The following is a 19319-nucleotide window of genomic DNA, read 5'->3' on the forward strand; positions in this document are numbered from 1 at the left end:
GGTCAGGGGGTCCTGAGGATCACCAGCCGCTGGGTCGCGCGGGTCATCGCGACGTAGCGGTCCACCGCTCCCTCGACGCCCTCGCCGAACGTCTCCGGATCGACGAGCACGACCAGGTCGAACTCGAGCCCCTTCGACAGCTCCGGCGTCAACGACCGGACCCGGGACGCGTCCCGGACCGTACCGTTCTCGACGGGACCCGCGGCGATGACACAGGCGACTCCGTCGGCCTGTGCGCCCAGCCAGGTGTCGAGCACCGAGTCCAGATCCGCGACGGAACCGTGCACGACGGGAATGCCGTTGCTGCGGACGGAGGTCGGCACGTTGGCGTCCGGGAGCGCGGCACGGACGACGCGCTCGGCCTCCGCCATGACCTCCTGCGGCGTGCGGTAGTTGATGCTCAGGGAAGCCACGGTGATCCGGTCGAGCCCGACCCGCTCCAGCCGCTCCTGCCACGACTCCGTGAACCCGTGCCTGGACTGCGCGCGGTCACCGACGATCGTGAAGCTCCGGGACGGGCAGCGCTGCAGCAGCATCCGCCATTCGGCGTCGGTCAGTTCCTGGGCCTCGTCCACGATGACGTGCGCGAACGGACCGGCCAGCAGGTCCGGTTCGACACCCGGCCGCGAGGCGTCGTCGATCAGCGTGTCCTGTAGGTCCCGTCCGCGCAGCATCCCCACCGCGCCTTCGCTCTCGTCGATCTCGACGTTCTGCAACAGGCTGTCGATGGCATCGGCCCGGCGCGCGCGTTCGGCGGCGACGGAGGCGTCGTGGCGACGCCTGCGCACGGACGCCTCCGCGTCACCGAGGCGCTGCCGTGCCGCGTCCAGGAACGGCAGGTCGGACACCGTCCAGGCCCGGGCGTCCGCGCGTTGCAGTGCGCGAACCTGGTCGGGGCCCAGCGACGGGGCGCACCTGCGCAGGTAGGCGGGCATCGACCACAGGTCCCCGACGAGTTCGGCCGCGTCCAGCATCGGCCATGCCCGGTCGAGCGTCCTGATCAGGTCCCGGTCCTGGAGCAGCGACCTGCGCAGCAGTTCCGGCGCGACGTCGCTGTCGTCCTTGTCCATCAGGATCGTCAGCAGCTCCTCCCGGATCTGGTCGCGCGCCTCGTTGTGCGGAGTGCCCGGTTCGACGGCCTCGAACGCCGCCGCCCAGTCGTCGGCGCTCAGCCAGATGTCGGACCAGTGGCTGGAGACCGTCATCCCCTCGGTGGGCGGCTCCTCGTACAGGCGGACGGCCGGTTCGATCGCCTTCAGCAGCTCCGCGGACGCCTTCAGGCGCGCCACCTCCGGGTCGGTCTCGGCCCCCGCTCCGGCTCCCTCCGCGACGAGGTCGCGCAGGGTGCAGGTCTGCACGCCCTCCTCGCCGAGGCTGGGCAGGACGTCGGCGACGTAGGCCAGGTAGGGCTGGTGCGGACCGACGAACAGGACGCCGCCGCGACGGTGGCCGAGGCGCGGGTCGGAGTACAGCAGGTGGGCGGCGCGGTGCAGGGCGACGACCGTCTTGCCCGTGCCCGGACCGCCGTCGACGACGAGGGCGCCGCGGGACCCCGCCCGGATGATGGCGTCCTGGTCGGCCTGGATGGTGGCGAGCACGTCGCGCATCCGGTCCGACCGGTTGCCGCCCAGGCTGGCGATGAACGCGGACTGGTCGTCGAGCGCGGCGTGCCCTTCGAGCCCGTCGGTGGTGAACACCTCGTCCCAGTAGTCGCTGATCCGGCCTCCGGTCCAGCGGTACCGGCGGCGGCTCGCCAGACCCATCGGGCCGGCGTGGGTCGCCGCGAAGAACGGCTCGGCGGCTGGGGAGCGCCAGTCGAGCAGCAGCCGGCGCCCGGCACTGTCGGTGAGCCCGAGGCGTCCGACGTACACGGGCTCTCCGCCGTCCGCCGGGACGACGCGGCCCAGGCACAGGTCCAGGCCGAAGCGGCGCAGGGTGCGCAGACGACTGGTCAGGCGGTGGATCTCCGCGTCCCGCTCCATCGCCTCCCGGCCGATGCCACCGGGCGCCCTGCGTGCGGCCGCGAGCCGGTCGGACAGTTCGGCGATCGCCTGCTCGAGGCTCTCCGCGATGGCCCCGAAGTGCCGCTCGTCGGCGTCGATCAGCGCCGGGTCCGCCTTGGGGGAGAGGTGACCGGGAAGGTCGAACGCGCTGGTGGTGGTCAGAGCGTTCATGCGCCCACCACCGCATCGACGGCACCGCACGACCTGTGAACCGACAACAACACATGCACTGAGTGAATCTCCCATTTCCGCAGGTTCTGAGCTCGGTCCGAGATTCTGACCCACGACGGGGGCCTTGCCGCAAGCCCCCCACTGCGCTATAAATTAAGAGTGGCAAGGAGTGGGTTGTTCCTCCTTGCCTTTCTCGTCCGTTCTGGACGAACGAATTTCTCCGCGCATCGGCGCACCCCCTCATCCTTCACGGACACCATCAACTCCGGTTCCTGGTCCCGTCGTAGGCGGCGCTTTCCGGGGCCGGCTGGCGGGACCGGTCGGGGGAGGAGTCAGCACGGTCACGCAGTCCTGCCATGCCGAGGGGCTCAGCAGGGGCCGGAGCCGTGTGAACAGTGCCAGGAGGGAGGCTCCGTACGATGCCCGGAAGCCGGCGTCGACGTGGGCGACGTCCAGCTCGTTGGCGGCGGTCAGTTCCGCGAAATCGCTGCGCTGCCGGAGGGTTGGTGTGAACGTGCTGCCGGTGAACCGGTCCCGGAAGGCCGCGCCCGGCTCGGCCAGGGTGGGGTAGGACGCCTCGCGGTCGCAGCTCGCGTAGAGGTAGACGATCGCTTCGGCCTCGACGCCGATCGCTTCCACCAGTGTGGCCCGGTGTCCGAGCGGCATCGGCGCGGTGGCGAACCCGTCGGTCCCGTAGAAGGCGTGGCACAGTCCCGCGAGTTGGAGGGCTGGACGGGCTTCCCAGCGGTCGAGCCGCTGCTGTACCCGGTGCAGGTGTGCGCCGAGGGTACCGCCGGGATGTTCCGTGGACGCGGCGCCGAGCTCTTCCAGGAGGTGCCGGGCGGCACGGACACGGTCGGCAGGGAGTGGCATCTGGTCGCTCCTTCTCGGATCGGACGAGATCGGGCCGGGTCGCCTCCCCGGGCGCCGGAAAGAGCGGCACAGGGGGGCGCCACCCGGTCCATCCTGCCCCGGCCTCCCGGTCCCCGGCGCACAATGGGCAACCTGACCGAGGCAAGACGGGGACGGACGGGGACGGACGGGCCGCACCATGACCGAACGCATCTGTGACATCGAGGAACTGGCCGGGACGATCGGTGCGAGCGCCGCCGAGCAGGGCAGGCCCGTGCTGCTCGGCATCGACGGTCCGGGTGCCTCGGGCAAGAGCACCCTGGCCGCGCTGCTCGCCGATCGGCTCGGACCGGCCGCCGTCGTCCACATCGACGACTTCCACCTGCCCTCGGCCGCCCGGCCGGCCACCACCGGCCAGGCCGTCGCCGCCCACTTCGACCTCCGGCGCCTCCACGAGCAGGTACTGCGCCCCGCCACCGACGGCGCCGCCGTCCATTACCAGCGCTACGACTGGGACCAGGACCGCCTCGCCGAATGGACCACCCTCGCGCCGGCCACCCCGCTCGTCGTGGAGGGTGTCCACGCCCTCCACGCGGACCTGCGCTCCGCCTACACCTTCCGGGTGTTCTGCGACGCGCCCCGAGAGGTACGCCTGAGCCGAGGGCTGGAACGGGACGGGGAGGAAGCCCGCTCCCTGTGGGTGGACGAATGGATGCCGGCCGAGGACCGCTACCTCGCCGCCCACACGCCGCACCGGTACGCGGACGTGGTCCTCGCCGGTTCCTCCCCGGCGCGGCGGGACCGGTCCGGCACGGCCGCCCCCGTCTACACCCTGACCTCCCGCCCCTGACGGAGCGGCGGGGCCGCGCCCGTTCGCGGCGTCGTGGGCAGGACGCACCAGTCCGGTTCGAGGGGTATGAGGTGCCCGGTCGTCGACCGGAGGTCGTCCGGGAGCCCGGCGCGGGCCCTGAGGGCCGGGAAGTGCGCGGCGAGGTAGCGCTCGTGGGCGGCGTGGCCGGACCAGAGGGTGGTGACCAGGTACCGGTGCGGGTCGAGCCGGGTGACGACGCCCGCGAGCATGCCGCCGGCCGCGGCCATACCCGGTGCCCACACCTCGCGCTGGACGTCGAGGAACCGTTCGTCACGGCCCGGCAGGAGCCGGCAGTCGGCGACCCGCAGCAGTCGGGCGTCCTGCACGGCGCGGGCCAGGGAAGCCGATTCTCCGGCCATGGCGAGCACGGTCTCCCCGGCGGCCGTGTCGATCGCGGTGCAGCTCTCGCCTTGGCGGCTGCCCGCGAACACCTCGTCGTGCCGATCGCGCATGAAGCGCCCGTACGCCTCCGCGTCGCTCCACAGACCCAGGACGCGGGCCCGGCCGGTCGCGGCTTCCCAGCCGCCCACCTGGCCGACCAGACCCCGCTGGTCGCCGATGGCCGCCCAGGCGCGCTGAGCGGCGGCGAACCGCCCCCGCGCCGCCACCGGTACCGTGCAGCCGATCCACTTTCCCCACATGCTGAACCGCCCCCCTCCGGGCCGAGCCGACACCAACGATCATCACGATGATCACCCGCCGACCCGGGTAGGCGTCAATCGGTCCGAGGTAGCAGGACAGCCCCCTACCTGCGGACTAGGCCGTGTCGTCACCGGACGCCGCCGGGCCCCCGACACACCGCAGGGGCAGCCGACGCGGTCGTCGACTGCCCCTGTCCTGCCGCTTGGCGTCAGAACGCGCCGAGGTGCGCGAACTTCGCGAACTCGCTCTCGCCTTCCTTCGCACAGGTCGAGGTGTAGGCGGGGCCGAACGCCGCCGGGACCGCAGCGGCGGACGAGCAGTTGGACGCGTAGCTCTTGTGCCCACCGGCGAAGCGGTCGAGCTCGACGCCGCCGTCGGCCAGGGCGGCGCCGGCGCCACCCAGCAGGATGCCCGCGGCCAGGACGGAGGCGGTGAGGGCGGAGCGCATACGCATGGTTTCTCCCAATGATCTCTGGACGACGCGCCAGGAAAGGTGCGCGTTCTGGCGGTTCAACGTGACGGTGAGGTCACGGGAAACGGCACGTCACTCCAATGGCCCGCCACGGTCCTGACGGCCCGTCCGCAGGTCCCGTCAGTCCCGCAGCAGCAGCACCAGGACCGCCAGTACGACCGCGAGGGCGAGGGCGAGGAAGCCGTGGACCAGCCGGTGGTCACGGAGCACCGGCAGGAACCGGTCCAGGGCGTAGCGGCCCGGGCCGGTGAGGGCGAGGGTGACGGCCGCGGCGATGATCAGGGACTCGAACTCGACGCCGGCCTGGCCGATCACGTCGCCGGCCCATTTGACGGAGATGGCGTTGATCATGACGCCGACGATGGCGGCGGCGGAGAGCGGCGTGAGCAGGCCGAGGATCAGGCCGATGCCGCCGAGCGTCTCGGTCAGGCCCGCGATCGCCGCCATGGTCTCGCCCGCCGGATAGCCGGCCTTGCTGAAGAACATGCCCGTGCCCTTGATGCCCGGGCCGTCGAACCAGCGGAACAGCTTCTGGGTTCCGTGGACGGCCATGATGCAGCCGAGCACCAGGCGCAGCACGGGCAGGCCGACGTCGAAGGGGGTGGTGCTTCCGGTCGGGGTGCGGCGGGGGGCGGGGAAGGCGGTCGTGGCCATCGGGGCCCTTTCTGTGGGGGCGGAAGGAGGCGGGCGGCGTGCCCTCCGGTGGCGCCGGTCCTGCCCAGAGTGGCGAAGAACCGGGCGAAATGCCCGGCACGCGGATGTGCGAGTCGGCCGCCCGGCCCCTTCGCCGGGCCGACCGCGACGGTTTCGCCCGCCCCCGGCTCACACCGACGGAGTAGCCCCCACAGACGGCGACGGCGACGGCCACTGCCACCGGTACGGCGGGGCGCAGCCCGCTCAGCGGGTCGGGGATTCGGGCAGGAAAGGCGGATCCGGCCGGATTCGAACCGGCGTCCTCGCGGTTTTGGAGACCGCGCGCGACGACCTCTGCGCTACGGACCCGCCCTCCCGGCCATCCTAGAGACTTCCTAGCCCCGCCTGTCCACCACCGTGAGGAGCTTGCCGCTGGTCGGGCTGCGGTCCAGGGACGCCCCGTCGACCGCCTCGACCGTCAGGTCCAGCAGTCCTTCCGCCACCGCCGAGCGGAGTTCCGGATAGCCGGCCAGGAAGACCTCCCGCAGTCGTTCCGGGTCCGTCCGCCCGGTCCGCTCCACCCGTACGGTCAGCCGCTCGCGTGCCGCCGTACCGTCGAGCCGGATCTGCAACTCGCCTCCGTACCGGCCCGGTTCCTCGGCGAGGGCCAGGAAGCGGCGGTGGTTGAGGAAGTACGTCGCCACCCGCATCACGTCACCCGTGCGCCCCCTCAGTTCGAAGCGCGGCGCGTGCCGGCCGCAGGGGCAGCGGCCGGGGACCTCCCGGCCGAGGTCGCCTATCAGGTAGCGGCCCAGATGCTGGCCGCGCCGGGCGTGCGTGGTGAACACCAGCCGCCCCGTCTCGCCCGGCGCGACCGGCCGGTCCTCGGCCAGGTCCAGGATCTCCATCGTGTGGAGGTCGGCGTGCAGGTGGTGGACGCCGCCCGTGCTCTCGGTGCACTGGTAGCCCAACGGGCCGAGGTCGGTGCTGCCGTAGGTGATGGAGCGAACGGTCTCGATGCCGAACTTCGCCTTCAGCGTGCGCTGTTGCTCCGGCGTGAAGTGCTCGCCGCCGTAGAAGACCTTGCGCAGGCCGCCGTACGCGCGCAGCGCTTCCTCCTCCGCGTGCAGCAACTGCCACAGGTAGGACGGCATGCCGAAGAGGGTGTCGGCCCCGAGGTCGATGACGGCGCGGGCCGTGGCCCGGTGGTCGGGCCCCGCGGAGAGCGGCAGCTGGACCCCGCCGAGGCGCTCCAGTACCGAGAAGAAGCTGATGAAGCTGCCGTACATGGCTCCGCAGTAGAAGAGGTTGGCCGTGCGGTCCGAGGCCGGGTCGTAGCCGGCGGCGAGCAGGCCGCGCGCGGCGGCGTGCATCTGGGTGTCGTAGTCGTCGTAACTGAACACCGACAGCGCGGGCGCGCCGGTGCTGCCGCCGCTGTGGAAGTACAGCTCGGCATCCGCCCGCGCCAGCTCCCGCGCCGGCTGCTGTACGTCCTCCTTGCCGCGCAGCGGGCCCGTGGGCCGCGGCAGGACGACGGGCCGGGCCAGGTCGTCCAGGCAGGCGGTCGTGGCGAAGCGGGCCGGGTCGGCCCGGACCGCGACGCGGCGGCTGTAGCGCTGGAGGGCGTAGACGCCGTCGTGCGGCTCGCCCGCGTAGCTCTCCAGCATGGAGCCGACCGGCGTGACCCGGGTGACGCCCGCGGCCAGCGCGGTGCGGGACAGCTCGGCGATGTCCGTCCGGCTGCCCGCGATGCCCGCCGTCTGGAGGTAGCGGCGCATCGGACGCAGGGTGGCGATCATCCGCTCGCGGGGCAGCGGTTTGACCCACACGCTGCGGTGCAGCGGCGACGCCGTGAGCGGGGAGCGGGTGTCGGCCATGACCCGCCACGAGCCGTCGGCCGCCGCGAACACCCGCGTCAGACCCAGGTGTTCCTCCAGCCGGGCCATCAGCTCCGTGGTGGTCAGCTCGGCGTCCTCGGCGGGATCCGCTGCGCCCGCCGCGGCGGGGGCGACGGCCGGCGGCCTGGCCCCGAGGACCGCGGCGAACCGCTCGGCGAACGCGAACACCTCCTTCTCGTCCCCGGTGTCGAGGTACACCACCTGGGGGCTGGAACAGGCCTGCTGCTCGTGCAGGCACACGTCGGCCGCGAGGGCGTCGAGCGTGCGGGCGTCCGTCCAGGCGTCGCGCGTCAGGTACGCGAAGGAGATCCGGTGCCCCCACTCCACCAGCCGGCAGCCGGCCGGCACATGGGGGGCCACCCCCGCGACGGCTCCTTCCCCGCCCCACACGGCGACGGCGTCCGCGGGCGCGCACATGAGGCGCAGCCACTCCTGCCGGGAGGAGGGGAAGCGCAGGACGACGATCCGCGCGGCCAGCGCCCCACCGGGGTCCAGGGCCGCGAGCTCGGCCATCAGGTGCTGCGTCAGGAGCGTGTCGTCGCCGCTGGTCTTGAGCACGTTGACGTTCCCGGCGAGCAGGCCCTCGACGATGCTCAGCGGTGCGACCGTCGCGGCGTTGCCCGGGGCGACGTGTGCGACCAGGCCGACGGGCGCCCACGCCTCGTAGACCGTCTCGCGCGGATCGGCCCGGTTCAGCCGGCCCGGCGCCGCGTCGCCCAGTTCGCGGCGCAGTTTGCGGGTCAGCTCCCGCCGGCCGAGGAGCCCGCCGAGCTCGGTCAGGACGGCCGGGTCCTCCCCTTCGGGCAGGTGCGCGGCGAGCCGGGCGCGCACCGGGTGCGCCGGGTCGCGCAGGGCGGTGGCGAGGGCGTCGCAGGCGGCCAGGACGGTCTCGGTCTCCAACTCCGCCGTCAGCGCGGCCTCGACCGCGGCCGGGAGGCCGGCGAGACGACGCCCGGCCTCCTCGTCGCCGATGAAGGCGCCCTGCCAGAAGTGGTGCGCGCCGGGGGCGCCGTCGCCGGTCCGCCCGTCGGCGGCCTTGGTCTCCGTCACGGTCACGCCATGCCCTTCATCAGTTCCGCTGCGGCCACCGCGCAGCTGCGGTTGCGGCTCACCCCGGCACGGCCGTGCACGGTGAACCAGGGGGTTTCCAGCTCGCACCCGCAGGCGTCGCCCGGCTGGAGGGAGGCGAGGTCGCCCATGACGACGCTCTGCGCCGGCACGGAGGTGATGTACGGCGACACGAGGTGCAGGTAGCCCCGCTCCCCGTACGGCAGGGGTTCGAGGGTGCGGGTGGAGCGGATCGTCACCCGGGACCACACGGGTGCGTGCAGCCGGTGGTGGTCGCATTCGATGTACGGGATGCAGTGCTCCACCGACCCGAAGGTGTCGCGGATCCGCTCGCCCGGGATGCCGAGCTGCTCGGTGACGCGCGCGTACAGCTCCTCCTTGCCGATGCGCCGGTCGGCGTGCCCCTTCCAGCCGCCGCCGAGGACCACGAGGGAGCCCTCGGGCAGGCGCAGCGGTGGCAGCCCCATGGCCCGCATCCGCTCCAGGGTGAAGAACAGGAAGGCCGGGAAGCCGAGGATGCGGACCGGGGCGTCCTCCCGCTCGAAGCGCCGCAGGGCGGCGATGCAGCCGAAGGGGTCGAACTCGTGGTCGCCGCCGGTGTTGCGCAGCGCGTACGCGACGCTGCGCGCGGGGGCGAAGTCGCACAGGTAGTTGTCGGTGAAGGCGGTCCCCAGGTTCAGCGAGGGGGCCGGCTCGTAGCTGTACAGGAGGTAGTTGACCTCCTGGTCCGGGGTGATCCAGCCGTTGCGTTCGAAGATCCGGGCGACCATGCGCTGGGCGGAGCGGATCGTCCAGTGGTCGAAGAACATCTGCGACTTCTGGCCGGTGGTTCCGGAGGAGGTCAGATGCAGTTCGACGTCCTCGCGGGGGATGGAGAGCACCTCGTGCCGCTTGAAGAAGTTCGCGTGGACGAGCGGGGTGCGGTACGGCTCCGCCGGGGGAGTGGCCTCGTACAGGGAGCGGAAGAACGGGGAGCGTTCGGTGTGCCAGGCGTTGGTCTCCGCCATGGCGGCGGCGAACAGTTCGTCCGCCGCGGGACCGTGGGCGTAGGGGTCGGTCAGGTCGCACAGACGTTGTACGTGGGGCAGGAGGGCCGGGTCGGGTACGGCGACCGGCGCGAGATGGGGGTTCATGGGGCAACCTCGGATGATGTGGGCAGGTGTGCCGACGCCCAGGCCGACACGTAGCAGTCCAGATAGGGCTGGAGGGGCGGTTCGACGGCGACGCCGCGGAAGTCGATGCGCTCGCTGGAGCGGGACAGGACGGCGTAGTCGTGGAAGCCCTCGCCGTCCGCGCGCATCGCCGGGTAGAGCGCCCCGGCGACGAACCCCTGGGCCAGGAAGGAGGAGAGGGCCTCGTGGTGCGCGAGCGGTACGAGGGCCTCGACGTAGCCCGCTCCCGCGCGGGCCAGGGCCCGGGTGACGGGTTCGAGGTACCCGGCCGCGGCGGCCGGGTCCGGGTGGGCGGTCAGCAGGGAGCAGTACCCGCCGGCGCGGTTGAGGTAGGCGTAGACCTCGAACCGGCCGTCCTCGGGGGTGAGCAGCACGTTCGGGGTGTGCAGCGGGTAGAACCAGCCCTCGGCGCCGGGGAACCGCTCGCGGAAGCGGCGCCGTACGAAGGCCGGTGCCTCGATCATCTCCAGCCGTTCGGCGGCTCCGCGGGGTGCGGGCGCCGGGGGCGGCGCGGAGGTGGCGCGGACCCCGGGGTAGCGGATGCCGAGCGCGGACTCGGTGGTGCGCAGCAACGGCAGCAGCGGGGCGGGCACTTCGGTGACGGGGATGCGGCGGTCGAGCACTCCGGCGGAGTGACGCGCGTAGAGCGCGAGGCTTTCGCGGCTGCGGAGATCCACCGCGTTGGGCAGGATGCCCAGCGGGCGGAACCCGTTGCGGGCCACGACGCGCTGGGGGCCGGCGCTGACGGTGCGTACGGTCGCGTACACCGAGTCCAGCCGCCCCGTGTCCAGCATCCCGGCGCACAGCGCCTCGGTGAGGGCGGCGGCGAGGCCCGCCGAGCGGTGCCCGGGGTGTACGGCGATGCCCTCCAGGCGGCCGATGCGGCTGCCCTCCTCGCCGTGGACGGCCGCGGACGCGGTCAGCGCCCCGGTGTCAGCGCAGCGGGCGACGAGCCACAGGGAGTGCGGGTCCGCCATCAGGCGGGCCATCTCGGCCGGGTCGGTGCCGAGGGCCACGGGGTAGTGCGGTCCGTAGACGGCGTAGTAGAGCTGGCGCAGTTCGGCGATGTCCGCGCCGGTGGCCGGGGCGATCACGGGGCTCACCGCTCGCCTCCCGCTGCGGCTGCGGTGGGCGGTGGGGGCGTTCCCGGGCCGAGCAGGGCCAGCGCGCAGACGGCGGGGACCAGGCCGGCGCCCTGCACGAGGCACAGAGTCCGCGGCGAGAGGAGGTCGCCGGCCGCGCCGAACAGCAGGGACGCGACCGGCAGCGAGGCACCCAGTACGGCCTGCATGACGGCGAAGAAGCCGGGCTTGTCGGCGGCGGGCACCAGCCGCTGGAAGAGGGCCACGAACCGGACGCTGACGGCCCCGGCGCACCAGCCGGCCACGGCGAGGCAGCCCGCGACGACGGGACGGTGTGCGACCAGCCCGGGCAGCGCCAGGGCGACGGCCATCAGACCCAGGCAGCAGGCGCCCGCGACCGTGGGCCGTCCCGGTACGCGGGTTCCGGTGAAGGCGCCGATGAGCGCGCCGGCGCCGAGGGAGGCCTCCAGCAGGGCCACGGTGCCGCCACCGCCGTGGAGCACCGAGCGGGTGTAGAGGGGGATGACGACGAACACGGCGGTGGTGAAGAGGTTCGCCGCGGTGAAGCAGATCAGGATCCGCCGCACGTAGGGGAGTTCGCCGAGGATGCGGCGCAGGGTGCGCCGCTCGGGCGTGGGCGCGGTCGCCGGGTCGGGTGCGGTGCTCGCGGTGCGGAAGCGGGCGCTCGTGATGAGCAGGGCGGCGCCGAGGTAGGCGGCGGCGCAGCCGGCGGCCAGGCCGGCCACACCGGCCCGGTCGACGGTCAGGGCGCCGAGCAGCGCTCCGCCGAGGCCGGCGAGGGACTGGGTGGACAGTTCGAAGCCGGTGGCCGTCTCGATGTCGGCGTCGTCGACGAGTTCGGGCACCGAGGTGGTCAGGCAGGGGTCGAAGAACGCCTGGCAGGTGGCCAGGGCGAGGGCGGCGGCGTACACGGCCGCGAGGGGCGGGCCGCCGCCGTGCGCCCACAGCGCGAGGGCGGCGGAGGCGGCCCCGGCCAGTGCGGCGGCGGTCCGCAGCACCGAACGGTGCGCGAACCGGGCGACGGCCGCGGCCACGACGGGCGCCAGTGCCACGGCGGGCAGGGTGCACGCGGCCATGAACAGACCGGAGGCCAGTCCGGGCGCGTCGCGGACCGCGCGGGAGACGATCCACCAGGACACGCCGACCTGGAACATGCGGACGGCGGCCTGGGCCAGGACCTGGCCGAGCCACACGGCGCCGAAGGCGCGGTTGCGCAGGACCAGCGGGGCGCGCCGGACGCCGGTCGCCCCTTCGGTTCCGGGCTCGGCGTGGGCCCCGCCTTCGGGGTGGATCCCGGCTTCCGGGCGGGCCTCGGCTTCGGGCCCGGTCCCGGTCGGGTTCGCTGTCGGGGAGGGGGCGCTCACGCCGTCGGCCTCTCGTCGAGGACCCGGACGAGCTTGCCCGAGCGCGGGTTGACGGCGAGGTCGCGGTGGCGCGCCCACTCCACGGACAGCGGGTGCACGAAACCGGCGCGCACGCTGTCCGGATACAACGGGCGTGCGGTCTCCAGCTCCGTGACGACGGCCCTGGCCAGCGCCGCCCGGCCGGCCGCGGCCTCGCCCGGGGCGCTGTCGCCGGGGGCCGTCGCCAGCCGCAGGACGAGCCCGTCGCGGCCCTCCCAGCGGCGGACCACGAGCTGTACGCCGACCACGCGCCCGGCGGTGTCCGCCGTGGCCACGGCGTCCTGGGCGTCCTGGGTGTACAGGGACACGGGTCCCACCCGTACGCCTTCCTCGGCGCGGCCGAGGATCCGGAAGTGCCCGGGCCCGGTGCCGGTCCATTCGGCCCGGTCCCCGGCCGGATAGCGGATGACCGGCATGAGGCGGCGGAACAGGCTGGTGACGACCACCCGGCCGGGCCGCCCCGGTTCGGTGATCGGCTCGTCGGTGGTGTCGTCGAGGATCTCGACGACCGCGTACGGGGTGAACGCCCGGTGCACCCGGGCGTCCTCACCGGGTACGGGGCGGCCGAGGAGCCCTGCGTCGACACTGGCGTACCCGACGGAACGGGCCTCGGCCCGGGGGAACGCGGCCGCCAGCAGGCGCCGTTGGTCGTCGAAGAGGGCTTCGCCGCCGAAGAGGAGCAGTTCCACCGCGTCGAGCCGGGCCCCGGACGAGATCACCTGTTCGGCGAGCCGGCACAGGGTGGTGGGCGTACCGGTCAGCACCTGGGCGGCGAGGTCCCGCAGGGTGGGGATCGTGGACTCCAGCGGAGCGCCGCCGCCGATGGGCAGGCGCACGTTGTCCACGGGCGCGTGGGCCAGGGAGTCGAGGACGAAGAGGAAGCTGGCGTACAGCTCCCCGGCGTAGAAGAGGTCGGCGACGCGGTGGCCGGGTCGCAGACCGGTGTCGACGAGGCCCTGGCCGAAGGAGGTGACGAACGTGCGCCACTCGTCGCGGGTGTACACGGAGAACTTGGGGGACCCGGTGGTGCCGCCGGTCTTGTAGACCGTGGCCTCGCTGAGCGGGCCGGTCAGCACGCGGTTGTCGTGGAGGGTGTTGGCCGCCCAGAACTCCTTCTGGTCGACCACCGGCAGGTCGGTGAGGCGGTCGGTGAGGGGCGGGAGGGACGCGTAGAGGTCCCGGTAGAACGGTGAGTTGTGACGGGCGAAACGTATGAGGTCCGAGAGTTGCAGGGCGGACATGGGCCTTTGCCTAGGTGACGGGAGCGGGACGGGAGCCACGACGGCGCGCACGGCGGAAGTGGGAACTCGCCTGCGGGACCGGCCGGTTGAACGGGGGACCCCCCGGCGCCCCCGCCTCCTCGACGCACGTCGAGAACTGACGTGCGGTCACAATGATGAAACATCACCGCTCGTGCCACCAAATTGACCAAAGACTTCCGGCCAATGTGGCTTTAGCCGTCAGTTTCTTCTGCCCGCGCTCAGGGCAGGGGCACCGTGGCGCCGACCGTCGCGCCCTGGAGGCGGGCGGCGTCCTGGCTGGGCGGCGCGCCGAAGAGGCGCCGGTACTCGCGGCTGAACTGGGACGGACTGTCGTAGCCCACGCGGTATCCGACGCCCGCGACGTCCTTGGGGTGCGCGGCCAGCAGGAGCCGGGCCTCCTGGAGCCGGATCCGCTTCTGGAACTGGATCGGGCTCATGGCCGTGACGGCCTGGAAATTGCGGTAGAAGGCGGACGGGCTCATCCCGATGAGCTGCGCCAGCTCCTCTACCCGGAAGGACGTCGCGTGGTTCTCGCGGATCCACTTCACCGCCCGGGAGACGTGGGCCAGGTTGCTGTCGGCGAGGCCGAGCTGGCGGACGGTCGCGCCCTGGTCACCGGTGATCAGCCGCCAGAGGATCTCCCGCTTGACGAGCGGTGCGAGCACCTCCCTGTCGCGCGGCTGGTCGAGCAGGCGCAGCAGCCTCACCACCGCGTCGAGGAGCGGCGCGGAGGCGTCGCTCACGGCGATGCCGAGGGGTGCGTCGGCGTGGCGCGGGACGGCTCCCGCCGGGGCCTGCAACAGCAGCTCGGCGATCGCGGACGACCGCAACGTCAGGCCGAAGCCCAGCGCGGGCCGCTCCGGGCTCGCCTCGGTGAAGTGGCCCGTCACGGGGAGGTCCACCGAGGCGACGAGGTACTGCCCGGCACGGTACTCGTACACGCGCGGGCCCAGCGCCAGCCGTTTCGCGCCCTGCGCGATCAGCGCCATCACCGTGCCCGTCATGGACGCCGAGGGGTCCCCGGGCTCCTCGACGCGGGAGATCAGCACGTCGTCGACGGCGGTGGTCAGCTCCGGGCCGGCGTGCCGGGCCAGGAGGGAGCGGAGCTCATCCAGGGGCATGTCCCGATGGAAGCACCAGGGGGTGACCGAGTCCAGCGCAGGGTCCGGGAAAAAGTAGGATCGTGCAAGCATGCAGGAGCATCGTTCTTTCGATCGCGCAGGTCATGGTGGTTCGATGAAGGAGTCGAGATTCCCCAGTGGCGCCGCCGGCGCCACTCATGTGCAGGAGGAACATCATGCAGGTAGCGATCATCACCGGTGGCAGCTCCGGCATCGGACAGGGCGCGGCGATCCAGGTCGCGAAGCGGGGCGTGGGCGTGATCCTCACCTACAGCAGCAACCGGCAGGGCGCCCTGGACACCGTCGCGGCGATCGAGGAGGAGGGCGGCACGGCGGTCGCACTGCCGCTGGACGTCGGTCGGAGCGCCGGCTTCCCGGCCTTCCGCGAGGCGGTGGCCGGCGCGCTCCGCGACACCTGGCGGCGCGACACCTTCGACCACCTGGTCAACAACGCCGGGTTCGCGCAGATGTCGATGTTCCAGGACACGACCGAGGAACTCTTCGACGCGCTGTCACGCGTCCTGCTCAAGGGGCCGTACTTCCTCACCCAGACGCTGCTGCCCCTGATGGAGGACGGCGGGGCGATCGTGAACACGAGCAGCAACTCCGCACTCTCCTCGGGCATGACGGAGGGCTTCTCAGCGTACGCGACCATGAAGGGCGGCCTGAACGTACTGACCCGCTACATGGCCAAGGAGTTCAGCGGGCGCGGCATCCGGGTCAACGCCGTCTCGCCCGGATCCACCCGCACCCGGCTCGGCGACGACGCCTTCGAGCGGTTCCCGGAGGTGATCCCGGAGCTCGCGGCGAAGACCGCGCTCGGCCGGGTGGGCGAACCCGAGGACATCGGCATGGTCATCGCCTCCCTGCTCTCCGAGGAAGGCCGCTGGATCACCGCGCAGAACATCGAGGTGTCCGGCGGCTACAACCTCTAGGCCGGACATCGGGCCGGTGGCCGGGCCGCGCACGTACCCGTGACAGGGTGAACCAATGACGACGCGCGGCGAACACCCATCCCGTCCCCGACCGGACGCACGGACACCGTGGCCGGACACCACCGGGACCCACCCCGATCTCCTCGCGGCGAAGAAACTCGTCTACGACCCCTGCGGGTTCACGTGCTCGCAGCCGGTCCCCGAAGCCGAGAGCGCGGACTACGCGGCCCACACGTTCACCCTGGACGGCCTCGCCATCCGGTTCCGCGCGGCCAGGACGACGCCCACCAAGGTCGGTCAGTTCGTCACCGTGTGGAAGAGGACCCCGGGCGGCCCCATCCAGCCCTTCGACGCCGCGGATCCCGTCGACCTGTTCGTCATCAGCTGTCGGGACGACCACCACTTCGGCCAGTTCGTCATTCCGATGCACGCCCTCCGTCGGCACGGAGTCGTATCCGAGGGCGGTTCCGGCGGGAAACGAGCCTTCCGCGTCTACCCGCCCTGGGTGACCACCACCAACCGCCAGGCCCGGAGCGCACAGGCGTGGCAACTGGACCACTTCCTGGACCTGCGCCCGGACAGCCCCCTCGACTCCGCCCGAGCCGAAAGGCTGTACCACCCCCCGGCATGACGGTGTCTAGTGCTCTGACCACATCGGTTCGCCGGGTTCAGGCAGGTGGACACGGGCTCGCGCTGGCGACGGTCCCAGTCCACGAGTCCGGTTGATTGGATTCGTGCCAAAGGACCTCAAGCTGTCGGCGGGTGAGTTCCTCGGCCTTGTGCAGGAGGGCCGCCTGCGCGATATCTGGCTCGGAAGAGGAGGGAGGATCAGCGAGTGCGCCGTCGGCAACGCCGGCCGGTCCGGTGAAATAGACGGCGTACCGCCACCTGTCCGGGGTTCGGAACAGGACCAGGGTCGCCGGTGTCCCGAGGGTGCGCCAGAACGGCTGTCGCTTGTTTGTCATGCCGGCACGGTACTGCTCCTGGCCGCCCCATCTGATCCCCTTCTCACTGCGGATGCGGGCCCGCTCCTTCCGCTGGGCGGCGAGGACGTCGGGGTGGCGGGCGTTCTTGTTGCGCCAGCGCAGGTAGGCGTGCAGGGCCCGGGTCTGCACGGTGTGGTTGCGGTGGTGGGAGTTGGCGACGGTGAACTGTCGCAGCGGGCCGAAGTGGGCCTCGATGGGGTTGGCCCAGGACGCGTAGGTCGGGGCTTGGCGTCGCGCTCGGGGTCGGGCGACTCCTTCCACGTCTTGGTTCGCTGGAAGGTGATGCCGCGGCGGCAAGTAGGGACCGTAACGCCTCGCGGCCGATCCGGATGACGCGGCCGTGGACTTTCCGCAGGTAGGCGGCGAGTTTGCGGATGGACCAGCGGGTGAAGGGCTGGCCGAGCTTGGTCGGGCGGGTGATGGCCGTCCTGACGACGAAGTCCTCGTCGTCAGGACTGAGAAGGCGGGGACGGCCTTCCGCCCAGCGAGGGTCCAAGCAGGCCAGGCCGATCTCGTTGAACCGGTGGATCACGTCGCGGACGGTGTCCTCGTCGGCGTGCACCAGTTGGGCGATCACCGGTACCCGGTTCCCGCCGGCCAAGGCCAGCAGCATCATCGCGCGCCGGTGGCGCACCGAACTGGTGCTGCCCCGGCGCACGATCTGCTGCAGCTTCCGCCCCTCCTGGTCGGTCCACCTGCGCACACGGACAGGCTCAGCCACCACACCCCCAACGATCGGACGAACATCACCGCACATCCAACCGCCCCGACCACCAACCCCGGCCAACCTATGTGGCCACGGCACTAGCGGACCTGGTGGGTGGTGTCAGTCCGGAAGGTTCCGGGTGCTGCCGGGGAGGGGGCTCCGCTAGGTTCCGGACCGGTGGTCGGACGGATCCGTCCGACCCCGTGCCCGGCCGGTGCCGTACGCACGCCCCCGCGGGTGGGCGCGGCGGGCGACCCCGTTCGTTCGTCACGCTCCCGACCAGGAGGCCGCGTTGACCGCGCACCGCCCGATCCGCCGCGCCCTGCACGTCGTCCTCACGGCGACGGCCGCCCTGCTGCCGGCGCTGGTACTGGCGCCGGCGACGCCCGCCGCCGCCCGGCCGGCCGGCTTCCCCGGCTCGTGCCCGACGTCCGGCTCCGTGACCCAGTACCACGGTGGTGACCACGACGGCATCGACATCGCCGCCGACCACGGCACCCCCATCCACGCCGTCGGCGACGGCGAGGTGATCAACTCGGGGCCGGCCGACGGATACGGGCAGTGGATCCGCATCCTGCACGTCGACGGCACCGTGACCGAGTACGGGCACATGTACCACCGGGACGTCTCCGTGGGCGACCGCGTGGTGGCCGGACAGCGGATCGCGCTGATGGGCAGCGAGGGCCAGTCCAGCGGCCCCCACCTGCACCTGCGGGTGCGGCCCGACACGTCCATGAACCACGGCATCGACCCCGTCCCCTACCTCGAAGAACGCGGTGTGCGACTGCCCTGCACCCCCGGGACCACCCCCCAGCCGGTGCCGCTGACCTACCCGGCGGAATCGGGGCGGGTGGTGTCGGCCCGGTCGGCGGACGGTCGGTTGGAGGTGTTCGTGGCGGGTGGGGACGGGGTGTACCACGCGTGGCAGTTGGGGGTGAATGCGGGTTGGTCGGCGTGGGAGGCGTTGGGGGGTCCGGCTGGTGCGGAGTTGGGGATCGCGGCGAACGGGGACGGGCGGTTGGAGCTGTTCGCGGTGAACGGGGAGGTGTTGCAGCACCGGTATCAGCTGGCGGCTTCGGGGGGCTGGTCGGGGTGGGAGCCGTTCGGTGGGGGCGGGCGGGATCTCGCGGTGGGGGCGAACGGGGACGGCCGGCTGGAGGTGTTCGCTTCGGGGCCGGTGGGGGTGTTCCACCGGTATCAGACGGTGGTGAACGGTGGCTGGTCGGGGTGGGAGGCGACGGGCGGGGGTCCGGTGGCGGGCCGGCTGGAGATGGAGAAGTCCGCTGACGGCCGGTTGGAGGTGTTCGCGCTGAACGGCGAGGTGTTCCGGCACCAGTACCAGACGGCGGTCAATGGTGGCTGGTCGCAGTGGGAGGAGTTCGGTGGGGGCGGTCGTGATCTGACGGTGGACCACAACGCGGACGGGCGGCTGGAGGTGTTCGCCTCCGGACCGGTCGGGGTGTTCCACAAGTACCAGACGGGGCCGTCGAGTTGGTCCGGCTGGGAGGCGGCCGGCGGACCGGCGGACTCTCAACTGGCGAGTGACCGCTCTCCGGACGGGCGGGTGGAGGTGTTCGCCATCGACGGGAGCACCGCGATGCACGCTTGGCAGACCGGGGCGAACGGACCCTACGCGCAGTGGGCGCCCTTCGGAGACGGCGGTACCGAGATCGCCGCGGCGACCAATGCCGACGGCCGCATCGAGGTGTTCGGAGCCGGCGCCGCGGGTGTCTTCCACAAGTGGCAGACCGGCGCCTCCACGTGGTCGGAATGGGCGTGGGTCGGCGACACGTCCGGCCCCGCCGTCAACTGACAGCCCACCCGGGGCCGTTCCTCACACCCGGTCGCACCGGTCCGCTCCGGCTTTCTCACCGTGTGACGCCCCGGGGCGCGGGGACCCCCCGGTCCGGGGCCCTGCACTGCGGTTCGCTCCCGTCGGGCCGACGGCGCCGAGTTCCGGCCAGGCGAGGTCACAGGGGCCGTCAACGGCCCTCGCACGGCCGCCGCGTGAGCCCGTAACG

Annotated in this window: 15 protein-coding genes, 1 tRNA gene and 1 pseudogene; 4 read left to right on the forward strand and 13 right to left on the reverse strand. The window is 72.6% G+C overall.

What is annotated here, in order from left to right:
* Positions 1 to 2 precede the first annotated feature (2 nt).
* Positions 3 to 2174 (reverse strand): RNA polymerase recycling motor ATPase HelR, encoded by a 2172-nt coding sequence (helR, locus tag AC07B0_RS01650; RefSeq protein WP_469378864.1) that lies wholly within the window; start codon positions 2172 to 2174, stop codon positions 3 to 5.
* A 240-nt stretch (positions 2175 to 2414) separates the two neighbouring features.
* Positions 2415 to 3047, reverse strand: a complete 633-nt coding sequence (locus AC07B0_RS01655) for a DUF6817 domain-containing protein (RefSeq protein ID WP_469378863.1) — start codon at positions 3045 to 3047, stop codon at positions 2415 to 2417.
* Between the two features lie 178 nt (positions 3048 to 3225).
* On the opposite strand from AC07B0_RS01655, the gene AC07B0_RS01660 reads away from it, so the two are divergent.
* On the forward strand, positions 3226 to 3876 hold the full coding sequence (locus AC07B0_RS01660) for a uridine kinase family protein (RefSeq protein ID WP_469378862.1): 651 nt from the start codon (positions 3226 to 3228) through the stop codon (positions 3874 to 3876).
* On the opposite strand, the gene AC07B0_RS01665 is transcribed toward AC07B0_RS01660, so the two are convergent.
* The 10 genes from AC07B0_RS01665 to AC07B0_RS01710 all read right to left on the reverse strand — a co-directional run bounded on the left by AC07B0_RS01665 (position 3852) and on the right by AC07B0_RS01710 (position 14671).
* Positions 3852 to 4538, reverse strand: coding sequence for a DUF4937 domain-containing protein (locus tag AC07B0_RS01665; RefSeq protein WP_469378859.1), 687 nt, complete (start codon positions 4536 to 4538; stop codon positions 3852 to 3854). The two genes, AC07B0_RS01660 and AC07B0_RS01665, sit on opposite strands and share 25 nt — an antisense overlap.
* Before the next feature lie 209 nt (positions 4539 to 4747).
* A complete protein-coding gene (locus tag AC07B0_RS01670; RefSeq protein WP_356878094.1) occupies positions 4748 to 4993 on the reverse strand; it encodes a hypothetical protein in 246 nt (81 codons plus the stop codon).
* Positions 4994 to 5131: 138 nt separating this feature from the next.
* Positions 5132 to 5665 (reverse strand): DoxX family protein, encoded by a 534-nt coding sequence (locus AC07B0_RS01675; protein ID WP_356878095.1) that lies wholly within the window; start codon positions 5663 to 5665, stop codon positions 5132 to 5134.
* A 273-nt stretch (positions 5666 to 5938) separates the two neighbouring features.
* A tRNA-Trp gene (locus AC07B0_RS01680) sits at positions 5939 to 6013 on the reverse strand.
* Positions 6014 to 6039: 26 nt separating this feature from the next.
* The gene (locus AC07B0_RS01685; protein WP_478896181.1) at positions 6040 to 8598 is read right to left on the reverse strand and encodes an acyl-CoA reductase; all 2559 of its coding nucleotides are present in this window, start codon (positions 8596 to 8598) and stop codon (positions 6040 to 6042) included.
* The gene (locus AC07B0_RS01690) at positions 8595 to 9743 is read right to left on the reverse strand and encodes a LuxE/PaaK family acyltransferase (protein WP_478896183.1); all 1149 of its coding nucleotides are present in this window, start codon (positions 9741 to 9743) and stop codon (positions 8595 to 8597) included. The genes AC07B0_RS01685 and AC07B0_RS01690 overlap by 4 nt, the downstream gene beginning before the upstream one ends.
* A complete protein-coding gene (locus AC07B0_RS01695; RefSeq protein ID WP_478896185.1) occupies positions 9740 to 10885 on the reverse strand; it encodes a GNAT family N-acetyltransferase in 1146 nt (381 codons plus the stop codon). The genes AC07B0_RS01690 and AC07B0_RS01695 overlap by 4 nt, the downstream gene beginning before the upstream one ends.
* On the reverse strand, positions 10882 to 12249 hold the full coding sequence (locus AC07B0_RS01700) for an MFS transporter (RefSeq protein ID WP_478896187.1): 1368 nt from the start codon (positions 12247 to 12249) through the stop codon (positions 10882 to 10884). The genes AC07B0_RS01695 and AC07B0_RS01700 overlap by 4 nt, the downstream gene beginning before the upstream one ends.
* The gene (locus tag AC07B0_RS01705) at positions 12246 to 13529 is read right to left on the reverse strand and encodes a phenylacetate--CoA ligase family protein (protein WP_356878100.1); all 1284 of its coding nucleotides are present in this window, start codon (positions 13527 to 13529) and stop codon (positions 12246 to 12248) included. Before AC07B0_RS01705 ends, AC07B0_RS01700 begins: the two co-directional genes overlap by 4 nt.
* A gap of 239 nt (positions 13530 to 13768) precedes the next feature.
* The gene (locus AC07B0_RS01710) at positions 13769 to 14671 is read right to left on the reverse strand and encodes an AraC family transcriptional regulator (RefSeq protein WP_469378847.1); all 903 of its coding nucleotides are present in this window, start codon (positions 14669 to 14671) and stop codon (positions 13769 to 13771) included.
* Between the two features lie 176 nt (positions 14672 to 14847).
* Here AC07B0_RS01710 and AC07B0_RS01715 point away from each other — a divergent pair, with 176 nt between their 5' ends.
* Positions 14848 to 15606, forward strand: coding sequence for an SDR family NAD(P)-dependent oxidoreductase (locus tag AC07B0_RS01715; RefSeq protein ID WP_478896190.1), 759 nt, complete (start codon positions 14848 to 14850; stop codon positions 15604 to 15606).
* Between the two features lie 55 nt (positions 15607 to 15661).
* On the forward strand, positions 15662 to 16237 hold the full coding sequence (locus AC07B0_RS01720; RefSeq protein ID WP_478896192.1) for a MepB family protein: 576 nt from the start codon (positions 15662 to 15664) through the stop codon (positions 16235 to 16237).
* A 352-nt stretch (positions 16238 to 16589) separates the two neighbouring features.
* On the opposite strand, the pseudogene AC07B0_RS01725 reads toward AC07B0_RS01720, so the two are convergent.
* Positions 16590 to 17313: pseudogene (locus tag AC07B0_RS01725) on the reverse strand (helix-turn-helix domain-containing protein); the annotation flags it as partial.
* 277 nt (positions 17314 to 17590) lie between these two features.
* On the opposite strand from AC07B0_RS01725, the gene AC07B0_RS01730 reads away from it, so the two are divergent.
* On the forward strand, positions 17591 to 19111 hold the full coding sequence (locus AC07B0_RS01730; RefSeq protein ID WP_469378841.1) for a DUF8189 domain-containing protein: 1521 nt from the start codon (positions 17591 to 17593) through the stop codon (positions 19109 to 19111).
* Positions 19112 to 19319: the final 208 nt, after the last annotated feature.

The sequence above is a fragment of the Streptomyces sp. NPDC044704 genome (assembly GCF_056433525.1).